General features: G+C 62.0%; 12 protein-coding genes. All 12 read right to left on the bottom strand.

What is annotated here, in order from left to right; genetic code table 11:
• Nucleotides 1–62 precede the first annotated feature (62 nt).
• The 12 genes from rplS to ftsY all read right to left on the bottom strand — a co-directional run bounded on the left by rplS (nt 63) and on the right by ftsY (nt 11918).
• The gene (gene rplS / locus PALO_RS03930; RefSeq protein WP_004808571.1) at nt 63–416 is read right to left on the bottom strand and encodes a 50S ribosomal protein L19; all 354 of its coding nucleotides are present in this window, start codon (nt 414–416) and stop codon (nt 63–65) included.
• 244 nt (nt 417–660) lie between these two features.
• Nucleotides 661–1434: a succinate dehydrogenase/fumarate reductase iron-sulfur subunit gene (locus tag PALO_RS03925; RefSeq protein ID WP_015582504.1), complete on the bottom strand. Its 774-nt coding sequence runs from the start codon at nt 1432–1434 to the stop codon at nt 661–663.
• Entirely contained in the window at nt 1431–3458 is a 2028-nt protein-coding gene (locus tag PALO_RS03920) for a fumarate reductase/succinate dehydrogenase flavoprotein subunit (RefSeq protein ID WP_004808575.1), read from the bottom strand. Before PALO_RS03920 ends, PALO_RS03925 begins: the two co-directional genes overlap by 4 nt.
• Entirely contained in the window at nt 3458–4138 is a 681-nt protein-coding gene (locus PALO_RS03915) for a succinate dehydrogenase cytochrome b subunit (protein ID WP_015582503.1), read from the bottom strand. Before PALO_RS03915 ends, PALO_RS03920 begins: the two co-directional genes overlap by 1 nt.
• 202 nt (nt 4139–4340) lie before the next feature.
• Complete coding sequence (trmD, locus tag PALO_RS03910; RefSeq protein ID WP_016665666.1) at nt 4341–5039, bottom strand: tRNA (guanosine(37)-N1)-methyltransferase TrmD; 699 nt, start codon at nt 5037–5039, stop codon at nt 4341–4343.
• 2 nt (nt 5040–5041) lie between these two features.
• The gene (gene rimM, locus PALO_RS03905; RefSeq protein WP_015582502.1) at nt 5042–5581 is read right to left on the bottom strand and encodes a ribosome maturation factor RimM; all 540 of its coding nucleotides are present in this window, start codon (nt 5579–5581) and stop codon (nt 5042–5044) included.
• A 139-nt stretch (nt 5582–5720) separates the two neighbouring features.
• Nucleotides 5721–5999, bottom strand: a complete 279-nt coding sequence (locus PALO_RS03900) for an RNA-binding protein (protein ID WP_004808588.1) — start codon at nt 5997–5999, stop codon at nt 5721–5723.
• A gap of 2 nt (nt 6000–6001) precedes the next feature.
• A complete protein-coding gene (gene rpsP / locus PALO_RS03895) occupies nt 6002–6445 on the bottom strand; it encodes a 30S ribosomal protein S16 (RefSeq protein WP_015582501.1) in 444 nt (147 codons plus the stop codon).
• Nucleotides 6446–6636: 191 nt separating this feature from the next.
• The gene (locus tag PALO_RS03890) at nt 6637–7800 is read right to left on the bottom strand and encodes an amidohydrolase family protein (protein WP_015582500.1); all 1164 of its coding nucleotides are present in this window, start codon (nt 7798–7800) and stop codon (nt 6637–6639) included.
• 75 nt (nt 7801–7875) lie between these two features.
• Nucleotides 7876–9462, bottom strand: coding sequence for a signal recognition particle protein (ffh, locus tag PALO_RS03885; protein ID WP_015582499.1), 1587 nt, complete (start codon nt 9460–9462; stop codon nt 7876–7878).
• Nucleotides 9463–9537: 75 nt separating this feature from the next.
• On the bottom strand, nt 9538–10680 hold the full coding sequence (locus PALO_RS03880) for an alpha/beta hydrolase (RefSeq protein ID WP_187290340.1): 1143 nt from the start codon (nt 10678–10680) through the stop codon (nt 9538–9540).
• 50 nt (nt 10681–10730) lie between these two features.
• Complete coding sequence (gene ftsY, locus PALO_RS03875; protein WP_015582497.1) at nt 10731–11918, bottom strand: signal recognition particle-docking protein FtsY; 1188 nt, start codon at nt 11916–11918, stop codon at nt 10731–10733.
• Nucleotides 11919–11966 lie beyond the last annotated feature (48 nt).

The raw sequence follows: 11966 nt of genomic DNA, 5'->3' as shown, positions 1-11966 counted from the left end.
CTCATCAGACACACGAAAACGGGGCCCCGCGCAAGCGAAACCCCGTTACTGTGAGGACGACGTCAGCGAGCCGCGCCCTTCTCCTTGATCTTGGCAGCCTTGCCGCGCAGACCGCGCAGGTAGTACAGCTTGGCGCGACGGACGGCACCGTGGCGATCAACCTCGATCTTCTCAATGATCGGGGAGTGCAGTGGGAAGGTACGCTCGACACCCGTTCCGAAGCTCAGCTTGCGGACGGTGAAGGACTCCTGGACGCCACCACCGGTACGCGAGATGACGGTTCCAGCGAAGACCTGCACACGGGTGCGGCTGCCCTCGACGACCTTGACGTGGACCTTCACCGAGTCGCCAGGACGGAACTCGGGAATGTCGTCGCGCATCGAGGCCTTGTCGATCTCGTCGATGATGTTGCTCATGGTGTTTCCTCGCCGGTGCCACAGGTCACCTGGTGCTCGTGTTCAAAAGATGTGGTCCCCGCGCTCCGGACGATCCCCCTGTGGCAGGAGCCGGACACGGACAACAGCAGGATATTTTTCCACACTCGAAGGCCTGACACCAAATTGCATACCACGAGGCTGGATCCGTCAGCCCCATGGAACCGACGAGGCCCCGGCACCAGATGGTGCCGGGGCCCGTGTGGTCGACCACATGGGTCAGAACTCAGTCATCCTTGCCGTCATGCTTGAACAGCGAGGCGATGAGGTCGCGGTTGAGCTGGCTGATGGACTCCAGCGGGATGCCCTTCGGGCACACCGAGGCGCACTCACCAATGTTGGTGCAGCCGCCGAATCCCTCGGCGTCGTTCTGGGCAGCCATGGCCTTGACACGACGCATCCGCTCCGGCTGCCCCTGCGGAAGCATGGCAAGGTGGGTGATCTTCGCCGAGGTGAACAGCATCGAGGAGCCGTTCGGGCAGGCAGCCACACAAGCACCACAGCCGATGCAGGTAGCGGCATCGAAGGAGCGGTCAGAGCGCTTCTTGTTGACCTGGACAGCATGGGCATCCGGGGCAGCACCGGTGTTCACGGAGATGTAGCCGCCAGCCTGGATGACGCGGTCGAGGGCCGAGCGGTCCACGATGAGGTCCCGCAGGATCGGGAAGGCACCGGACTTCCAGGGCTCAATCGTAATGGTCGAGCCATCAGCGAAGGAGCGCATGTGCAGCTGACAGGTGGTGGTACGCACCGGCTGGGCGACGCCCATGCCACCGTGCGGCACGCCGTTGATGACGACGCCACACTGGCCACAGATGCCCTCGCGGCAGTCCGAGTCGAAGGCCACGGGCTCCTCACCTTGAGCGGTGAGGTTCTCGTTGAGCATGTCCAGCATCTCGAGGAAGGACATGTCACCGGAGACACCGTCCAGGGTGTACTCGACGAGACGGCCCTGATCCCGGGTGTTGCGTTGGCGCCAGATTCGCAGGTTGATCTTCACTTGTAGCTCCTCTGCTTGACCTGGATGGACTTGTAGACCAGCGGCTCCTTGTGCAGGGTCGGCTTGTGGCCCTCACCGGTCCACTCCCAGGCAGCGACGTACTGGTACTGATCGTCGTGACGCAGGGCCTCGCCCTCCTCGGTCTGAGACTCGGCGCGGAAGTGACCGCCACAGGACTCGCGACGATGCAGAGCATCAATGCACATCAGCTCACCGAGCTCCAGGAAGTCAACGAGACGTCCGGCACGCTCGAGGGTCTGGTTGAGCTCCTCGTTGACGCCGGTGACCTTGACGTTGGTCCAGAACTCGTTGCGCAGGTTGCGGATGAGACCGATGGCCTTGACGAGGCCGGCCTCGTTGCGCTCCATGCCGCAGTACTCCCACATGATGTGGCCGAGTTCCTTGTGGATTGAGTCGACGGTGCGGGTTCCGTTGATCGTCAGGAGCTTGTTGATGCGGCTCTCGACGGCCTGACGGGCCTCGACGGCGGCCGGGTGCTTCTCGTCCACCTTGCCGAACTTCGGGGAGTCGGCCAGGTAGTCGGTGATGGTGTTGGGCAGCACCCAGTAACCATCAGCCAGACCCTGCATCAGGGCCGAGGCACCGAGTCGGTTGGCACCGTGATCGGAGAAGTTAGCCTCGCCACAGACGAACAGGCCCGGGATGGTCGACTGCAGGTCATAATCGACCCACAGGCCACCCATGGTGTAGTGCACAGCGGGGTAGATCCGCATCGGAACCTCGTACGGGTTCTCATCGGTGATCCGCTGATACATGTCGAAGAGGTTGCCGTACTTCTTCTCGACAGCATCCTTGCCCATACGCTCGATGGCCTCGGAGAAGTCGAGGTAGACACCACGGGAGCGCATGTGCTCGGTGCCGTCGGCATCGACCTCACGGACCTTCGGGCCAACGCCGCGACCCTCGTCACAGCGGTACTTGGCCTGACGAGAGGCGATGTCACGAGGAACCAGGTTGCCGAAGGACGGATAGATGCGCTCCAGGTAGTAGTCGCGATCCTCCTCGGGGATGTCACGCGGATCCTTCTCGCAGTCCTCGGCGCGCTTCGGCACCCAGATACGACCGTCGTTGCGCAGCGACTCCGACATCAGGGTCAGCTTCGACTGGTTCTCGCCGTGCACCGGGATGCAGGTCGGGTGGATCTGCGTGTAGCACGGGTTGCCGAAGTAGGCACCCTTGCGATGGGCACGCCACGAAGCGGTGACGTTGCAGCCCATGGCGTTCGTCGACAGGAAGAAGACGTTGCCGTAACCACCGGTAGCCAGGACGACGGCGTCGCCGAACCACTCCTCGATCTTGCCGGTGACCATGTCACGGGTCACGATGCCGCGGGCACGACCATCGGCAACGATGAGCTCGACCATCTCGTGACGGGTGTGCATGTGGACGGTTCCGGCATGGACCTGACGCTCGAGGGCCTGATAGGCGCCGATCAGCAACTGCTGACCCGTCTGTCCACGAGCGTAGAAGGTGCGCTGCACCTGGACGCCACCGAAGGAACGGTTGTCGAGCAGGCCACCGTACTCACGGGCGAACGGAACGCCCTGGGCGACGCACTGGTCGATGATGTTCGCGCTGACCGCGGCCAGACGGTAGACGTTCGTCTCGCGGGAGCGGTAGTCGCCGCCCTTCACGGTGTCGTAGAACAGGCGGTAGATGGAGTCACCGTCGTTCTTGTAGTTCTTCGCAGCGTTGATGCCGCCCTGGGCGGCGATGGAATGGGCACGACGCGGAGAGTCCTGGTAACAGAAGTTCTCGACGCGGTAACCAGCCTCACCAAGGGTGGCAGCAGCGGAGCCACCGGCCAGACCAGTGCCGACGATGATGACGGTCATCTTGCGGCGGTTGGCCGGGTTGACCAGACGAGAGGTGAACTGACGATCAGTCCAGATCTTCTCGATCGGAAGGTCGTGGTTGGCCTTCGTGTCATGAATCTCGTCGCCGGTCGTCCAGTACTGGTCGGCCAGAGCGGCGTTGTTATTCGACGTAGCTGTTGCAGTCATCAGGAGATCACCCCGAACAGGATCAGGAAGGGAGGAACCATGAAGCCCACGAGGATCACGATGGCGACGATCCAGGAGCACACGCGCAGCACAGCGCGAGCGGTACCAGAGACGTTGACACCGAGGGTCGCGAAGGCGCTCCAGAAACCATGGGAAACGTGCATGCACACCGCGATGATGGCGATGAGGTAGATGAGCACGAACCACCAATGACTGAAGGCTGTGAGCACCATGCCTGCACGCCCAGCCGCGTCAGTCGGCGGGTTGTTGAGCAGATCAGGGCTGATGGTGAACTGCAGCAGGTGAAGGATGAGGAACGCGAAGATGATCCAACCGCCCCAGTACATCGTGCGGGCCGCGTAGGTGTTCTCCGGGGAGAGGTTCTTCTTCACGGAGTAACGACCAGCGCCACCAGTGCCGATGCGACGCTGCTTGGTGACGCGGATCGCCGACCAAATGTGCAGCACAATCGCCAGCAGCATGAAGATTCGGAAGATCCACAGGAACGACTCACCCGGAAGGATCGGGTTGAGAATCGTACGGAGGTAGCTGGCGTAGTCGTTGAACTCCTCGTTGCTACCGAGCAACTTCAAGTTGCCGAACATGTGCATGAGCAGGAAGAGGACCAAGATGATGCCGGTGACGGCCATGAGGGCCTTCGCCGCGACAGTTGATCGCACTGCTCTCTGATGAGTAGTAAGTGTTGTAGTCGCCACGGGGCAAAGACTATCCAATCAACAGTCCCTTTGCCTCACGACCCCCAGTGTTTTCAGAATCTCCTTACAACTGCACTCTGACTACCTGTTTTAGTTCATATTAACGCAACATTTTTGGTTCGAATTTAGGGTATTGGCGACTTCGAATACGTTGTCTCCCTGAGTCCTAATCAGTCAAGTCCGGGCGACGATCACGAGTGAGCAACAACGACTCCTCTCGTCTCCATTCGGCGATGCGGCCGTGGTGCCCACTCATGAGGACCTCAGGGACATCCATCCCTCGCCATGACACCGGTCGGGTGAACAGCGGGTACTCCAGCAGTCGTTCCTGCCCCGGCGAGAACGACTCCTCCGCGAGGGACTCCGGATTGCCCATGAATCCGGGGATCAGACGGACGACGGCTTCGGTGATGGCCAGGGCAGCGACTTCTCCCCCGTTGAGGACGTAGTCGCCCAGACTCAGTTCATGGACGGTCCACATGGTTCGCGCGTAGTCGATGACCCGGTGATCGATGCCCTCGTAGCGTCCGCAACAGAAGACGACCCGCTCAACCGTCGACAGCTCCTGGGCAGCGGACTGTGTGAACGGAATTCCGGAGGGAGTCGGGAAGATCACGTGGACCGACGGATCGGGTTCAATACCAATGATCCCGTCGAAGGCCTCGCCCCAGGGATCAGGCTTCATGACCATGCCGGCGCCACCGCCGCACGGGGTGTCGTCGACAGTGCGATGACGATCGTGGGTCCAGTCGCGCAGGTCATGGGCGTGGACCTCGACCAAACCGTTGTCGACGGCCTTTCCCAACAGGGAGATGTCGAGAACGTCGAAGTATCCGGGGAAGATCGACAGGTAGTCCAGCCTCATCGTCACCTTGCCTCCTCGGTATCGTCGTCAAGAAGTCCAGGGATACTGGCGACAACGATCTGACCGGCAGCGACGTCAACGGTGGGAACGAGCTGGCGAACGAACGGCACCAGATGTTCGTCGCCGTCGACATCGATGACGAGCACGTCCTGGGCCGGCATGTGGAGAATGTCCTTGACGGTTCCCCGGGCCTGACCGGACTCGTCAACCACTGCCAGCCCCCGCAACTGACGGTCCCAGAACTCTTCTGGATCAGCTGGCTCCTCATCGGCCTCGACGTCAACCACCAACACCGAACCTCGCAGCTCCTCGGCGCCATTTCGATCGGCGACCTCCTTGAAGGCGACAATCAGGCTACCCCTGGCCCATCGCGATCTGGCAACTGTCAACTCCCGCCGCGTGCCTTCGATGCAGACTGTCGCACCAACGTCGAACCTCTCGTCGGGCTCGTCGGTACGAACCTCGACGACGACGTCTCCCCGCAGACCATGGGCACGCCCCACCCGGCCGACGACAACCTCCACTGTTGCCTGCTGTTCCACTGTGACTCCTGAAGCTCATGGGTATTGCCGCATCAGCGGCTGGACAAGAATGTCGAACACGACAAATGGGCCGTAGCCCCACCTAAGCGGGACCACGGCCCATATTGCCAATTGATTGGCGTATCAGAGGATTAGCGGCTCAGTGACGACGGCCACGGTGCTCGGAACGGCGTCCCGAACCACGGCGGTCGACGTCGACGAAGTCGATCCTGATCTGCTCATCACCGGCCAGGGCATCGATGACCGTGCGCAGCGAGGAGGCCGTACGGCCCTGACGACCGATGACCTTGCCGATGTCGGAGGGGTTGACACGCACCTCGAGCATCCGGCCGCGTCGCAGGTCTTTCTCCCGAACCCGGACGTCGTCGGGATTGGCGACGATGCCGGAGACGAGATGTTCCAGGGCGTCGGCAAGCACGATCAGGCCTCAGCCTTCTCGTCGGACTTCTCCTCGGCGGCCGGCTCCGCAGCCTCCTCGGCAGCGGGCTCCTCAGCCTTCTTAGTGATGGCCTCGCGCGGGGCCTCATCAGCCTCGGCCAGAGCGGCGTTGAACAGGTCGTCCTTGTTGGAACGCTCAGCCTGCGGGGTCACACCGGAGGCCGAGGTGTCACCGGTGAACTTCTGCCAGTCACCGGTGCGCTTGAGCAGGGCGACGACGGCCTCGGTCGGCTGGGCGCCGACGCCGAGCCAGTACTGGACGCGCTCGGAGTCGATCTCGATGACCGAGGGGTCGTTCTTCGGGTGGTACTGGCCGATCTCCTCGATGGCACGACCGTCGCGCTTGGTGCGCGAGTCCATGACGACGACACGGTAGTGCGGGGTGCGGATCTTGCCGAGACGCTTCAGACGAATCTTGGTAGCCACGTGTGTGGTATCTCCTGTAGTGAGACGCCCGGGATGAAACCCGGGAAGTTACGGGTGAGCGCGGATTGCGATGTGGGGACACCGCGACCGCACTCGGGTGGAACCGTCCGCCGGCTAGAGAGGGCACCGAACGGACAGAAGCTCTCGACATTGTGCCACATCCAGAGCGTCGACGCGAGTCCGGCGACCCGTCACCGAATGACGACTCGACCCCTCAGCAGGATGTGGGTGGGAGACTCCAGGACTCCGATGTCCACCCTCGGGTCGCGATCGAGGACGAGAAGGTCGGCGGAGTCCCCAATCCCCAGTTGTTCCCCGCCCAACCAGGTTCGAGCTCGCCAGGATGCTGCCCCCAATGCCATCTCCGCTCCTCCGACTGCGGCCAGCAACCGCACCTCCGAGGCAATCAGACCGTGTTCGATGGTGCCGCCGGCGTCAGTACCTGCGTAGATCGGAACCCCGGCATCGACAGCCTTGCCGATGGTTTCCATCCGGTGAGCATGCAGATGACGCATGTGGGCTGCGTAGGTGGGGAACTTGGCGTCGGCCTGGGCTGCGATGGACGGGAAGGTCTCAATGTTGACCAGGGTCGGGACGAGTCCGACCCCACGCTCGGCCATGGTGGCGATGGTCTCGTCAGTCAGTCCGGTGCCGTGCTCGATGCAGTCGATGCCTGCGTCGACGAGCTGGGCCGGAGCCTCCTCGGAGAAGCAGTGGGCCGTGACACGGGCGCCGAGTTCATGAGCACGATCGATTGCTTCCTTCGCGATGTCAGCCGGCCACAGCGGTGCCAGGCCCCCCTCAGCACGGTCGATCCAGTCACCGACGAGCTTGACCCAGCCGTCACCTGCTCGAGCCTGACGATCCACCTCGGCGACGAGGTCTTCCGGGTCGACCTCGGCTGCGTAGTTGCGGATGTAGCGCTTGGGACGAGCGATGTGACGTCCGGCGCGGATGACTCGAGGCAAGTCGTCGCGATCGTCAATCCAATGGGTGTCACTCGGGGACCCAGCGTCGCGGATGAGGAGGGTGCCGGTCCTCGTCTCGGTGCGAGCCTGGTCCTCAGCCGTCTCCTTGTCGACGGCACCATGGCCGTCCAGCCCGATGTGGTTGTGAGCGTCAACCAGGCCCGGGATGATCCAACAACCGTCGGCGAGGGTGCGAGCGCCTGGCAGTGGCCCCTCGACAAGAACGCCGTCGTGAACCCATAGCTCACGCTCCTCCACGTCGGGCAGGACAACTCCCCGGATGCGAAGATCCTCGGCAGGAGCAGTCTGGGCCTCGGGAGCTACGTGAGTGTGTGTCCACCCGTCATGGGTATGAGTGTGGAACAGCGGCTGGGTGTCCTCATCCATGTCCTCATCGTGGCACGAGGCTGCAGAAGACGAAACGTCAAACCCGCGACCTCGTGAGGCATTGCCAACGTCAGATCAGCGCGGGCCCTTGTTGGTCTGGTTGAACATCTGCTGCATCGACGGCGGCATCTTGAACTCGCTCATCGCCTTCTGCAGATCTTCCTGGCTCGGCTGCTGCTGACCGGGAACACCGAATGCCTCGCCGCTGTTGTGCTGCGGCTTCTCAGCCACTTGACGGGCCTGGGCCGCGCGCTTCGCTGGGTTACCAGAACCCTTGCGGTTCTTCTGCTTCTTCTTGGACTGCTTGGAGCCGCGTTTGGCCATCGACCCCATCATGCGACCAGCGCCCGGACCCATCATCTGGCCCATCTGGCTCATCATCTTGCGGGCATCGACGAAGCGGTTGACGAGGTTGTTGACGTCGCGGACCTCGACGCCGGAGCCCTTCGCGATACGGGCGCGACGCGAACCGTTGAGGATCGAGACGTCGGCACGCTCTGCCGGGGTCATGGCACAAATGATGGCTTCGATACGGTCGATCTCCCGCTCGTCAATGTTCTCGATCTGATCCTTCATCTGACCGACGCCAGGCAACATGCCCATGATCTTGGACATCGGACCCATGCGGCGCATCTGGCGCATGAGCCCGAGGAAGTCGTCGAGACCGAACTCCCCCTTGCCGGCCATGAGTTTGGCCGCAGCGGCTTGAGACTGTTCCTGGTCGAAAGCCTTCTCAGCCTGCTCGATGAGGGTGAGCATGTCACCCATGTCGAGGATGCGTGAGGCCATCCGATCGGGATGGAAGACGTCGAAGTCCTTGAGCCCCTCACCGGAGGAGGCGAACATGATCGGCTTGCCGACGACCCGGGCGATGGACAGGGCGGCACCGCCACGGGCGTCGCCGTCGAGCTTGGTGAGGACGACCCCGTCGAAGCCGACTCCCTCCTGGAAGGCCACTGCGGTGTTGACCGCGTCCTGACCGATCATGGCGTCGACGACGAACAGCGTCTCGTCAGGGTTAGTGGCCGCCTTGATGTCGGCAGCCTGGGCCATCATCTCGGCATCGACACCCAAGCGTCCGGCGGTGTCGATGATGACGACGTCATAGAGCTTGCGTTGGGCCTCGACGACGGCGTCACGAGCCACCTGGATGGGATCACCAACACCGTTGCCGGGCTCAGGAGCGAAGACATGCACACCGGCTCGCTCACCGACGACCTGCAACTGGGTGACCGCGTTGGGACGCTGCAGGTCACAGGCGGCCAGCAGCGGCGAGTGCCCCTCCTCCTTGAACCACCGAGCGAGCTTGCCCGCCAGGGTCGTCTTACCGGCACCCTGAAGTCCAGCGAGCATGACGACGGTGGGCGGGGTCTTCGCGAACCGGACGGTGCGGGTCTGACCGCCAAGGATCTCGACGAGCTCCTCGTTGACGATCTTGACGATCTGCTGAGTAGGGTTGAGCGCCTTCGACAATTCCTCGCCGTGACAGCGTTCCTTGACCGCCGCAACGAATTCCTTGACGACCGCCAGGTTGACGTCGGCCTCGAGGAGGGCGATGCGGATCTGGCGAGTCGTGGCGTCGATGTCGGCATCGGTGAGACGTCCCTTGCCACGCAGTCCTTTGAAGGTGGATGCGAGGCGGTCCTGGAGAGTGTCGAACACGGTTGTCCTTCAGCGCACTAGTTCCTTACCGGGACAGCCTACCGTCCCGGTCTGACATGATGATTCAGAGCGAGGTCACAGACCAAACTGGCCCAGCCATTCCAGACACTGCTGGACGTAAGGCATGTACACGGTGTTGCGATGCCCACCTCCGTGCAGCACGATGAAGGTGAACTGCTTCATGCCTTTAGCCACATGGTGAAACTGGCCTCCGTCCGGGCCTATCTGACCGTTGGCAACTATGGGGTGACGACCGGGTCCCCAACTCTGCAGATCACTGCGATTGAGCACAGACAAAAAGCGCACGCTGCGGTTAACCTTGCGTTCCTGCGCCCGACGGACTACGGAATTTTCAGCCATCGAGGACCGAGCCATGTCCGCGATGGGCGTTCTCTCAAACATCGGATGGTAATACCCACCCAACGAAAATCCGGAATTAAACATTCTGTGGTACTTCGTCGAGAGATTGGCAGCGCAGTAGCCGCCAGTGCTCCACCCACCGATGAAGCGTGACCCACGCTCATGGCCAACCCGGTAATGCGACTCGATCTGCGGAATAACAGTCTTCATGATCCACGTCTCGTGCTTGTACGGACCAACATCAACGCATTCGCTGTCGACGCCGTTGCGAATCCTGCCTGGCAAGAACGCAATGACGAAGGGATTGACCTTCTTGCTCTTAATGAGCTCGACGGCAGGATCAAGGATGTCAATCGATACATTGTCGCGCTCGCCGGTGTCATTAACACCTCCGATGTAGTACAACACCGGAAAGCGGGTGCCCTGCTCCGACTTCTCGAAGTACTGTGGTGGCAACCACACGGGAATGCGCGCATATTGAGAATCCGCACCGGGCATCGTCATGCCAACCATCTGCCCATTGGGGTGTGGGTTGGACTTACTGATCGGGATGTTCTCCACCTTCGTACGCCGAATTGGAACCAGATCATGAACAGGTGCCTGGGGCTCAGCCTCGCCCAGGAGGTCATCCCAGGAGGTGAAAAATCCATAGTCATGGTTGACGTAGAGAAAGACCCCTGTAATCAGTAACGCCTGTGCGAGCACAATTACGACGAAATGTCCGAGGCCACGCAGGGCCTTCAGCCACCAACTACCGGTCCCCACGATGGTTCGCCATGTAACAAATGCCAGCGGCAGAACGAACGCAGCAATTAATACCGCTACACACAGCTTTCGGCTGAGAATACTCACCATCATGGCCCCGCGTATCGAGGCAGACGACGCGATGCCTGTCATCTATTTGGTCCTCAGCGTTCGGAGGGGTCATCGCCCATGAGACCGGCAACGAAGTCGTCGGCGTCAAAGGGGGCTAGGTCGTCGGCACCTTCACCCAGACCGATGAGCTTGACCGGAACGCCCAGCTCGCGCTGTACCTGTACGACGATGCCGCCCTTGGCAGAGCCATCGAGCTTGGACAGCACGATGCCGGAGACGTCGACGACCTCGGAGAAGATACGAGCCTGGGTGAGACCGTTCTGGCCGGTGGTCGCATCGAGAACGAGCAGGACCTCACTGACCGGGGCCAGTTTCTCGATGACGCGCTTGACTTTGCCCAGCTCGTCCATGAGACCGGCCTTGGTGTGAAGACGGCCAGCAGTGTCGACGAGCACGACGTCAACGCTTTCGTCGATACCGGCCTGAACAGCTTCGTAGGCTACCGAGGCGGGATCAGCCCCTTCGTCCTTGCGAACGGTGCGCACGCCGACGCGCTCCCCCCAGGTTTCCAGCTGTTCCCCAGCTGCGGCGCGGAAAGTGTCTGCGGCACCGAGGAGGACCGTCTTGCCCTCGGCGACCAGGACGCGGGCCAATTTGCCGCAGGTCGTCGTCTTACCCGTGCCATTGACTCCGACCATGAGGACGACTGCCGGCTTACCCTCCGCATGATCGAGGTTGATGGACCGATCCATGTCTGGTCCGACAAGTTCGACCAGTTCGTGGTGCAAGATCCCGCGAGCCTGGGCCGGCTCGGAGACGCCGTCAATCGCCAGTTCCGAGCGCAGCTTCTCGACCAGTTCCGTGGTCGGGCCCACGCCAAGATCAGAGGTGATGAGGGTGGTTTCGAAGTCATCCCAGGTGTCGTCGTCGAGCTTGTCGGCGCTCAGGAGCTCTGCCAGACCACGGGCCAAGGCGTTGTTGCTGTTGGCCAGACGGCGACGGAGTCGTGCCATCCGCGAGCCCGCGGCCTCCGGAGTCTCAACCCTGGGTTCGGACGGCGCCTCAGGCTCGAGCGCAGGAGCAGGGGCCGAGGTCGCACCGGCCTCAGGCTTCTCCTCACCAGTGGCCTCGGGTTCCTTGGTCGGGGTCGGATCAACCTCCGCAGGCTTGGAACCCTCACGAAGCGCCTTACGTCGTGAGATGCCAGCGGTGATGGCGGCAACCACCGTCACGAGGACGAGGATGCCGAGAATGATCCAAATCAGGTAAGTCAGGTCCACGTCCGCCGATACTAGCCGCTCACATCACGGCACCAAGGATTCGCAACG

Origin of the sequence: Cutibacterium avidum 44067 (assembly GCF_000367205.1) — a bacterium.
GTDB lineage: Bacteria > Actinomycetota > Actinomycetes > Propionibacteriales > Propionibacteriaceae > Cutibacterium > Cutibacterium avidum.
This window is presented reverse-complemented; position numbering and strand designations above follow the sequence as displayed.

Excerpts from the sequence above, each read along its gene's own strand:
- trmD (WP_016665666.1), bottom strand. The coding sequence starts at position 5,039 with ATGAGGCTGGACTACCTGTCGATCTTCCCCGGATACTTCGACGTTCTC.
- PALO_RS03920 (WP_004808575.1), bottom strand. The coding sequence starts at position 3,458 with ATGACTGCAACAGCTACGTCGAATAACAACGCCGCTCTGGCCGACCAG.
- PALO_RS03890 (WP_015582500.1), bottom strand. The coding sequence starts at position 7,800 with ATGGATGAGGACACCCAGCCGCTGTTCCACACTCATACCCATGACGGG.
- PALO_RS03880 (WP_187290340.1), bottom strand. The coding sequence starts at position 10,680 with ATGATGGTGAGTATTCTCAGCCGAAAGCTGTGTGTAGCGGTATTAATT.
- rplS (WP_004808571.1), bottom strand. The coding sequence starts at position 416 with ATGAGCAACATCATCGACGAGATCGACAAGGCCTCGATGCGCGACGAC.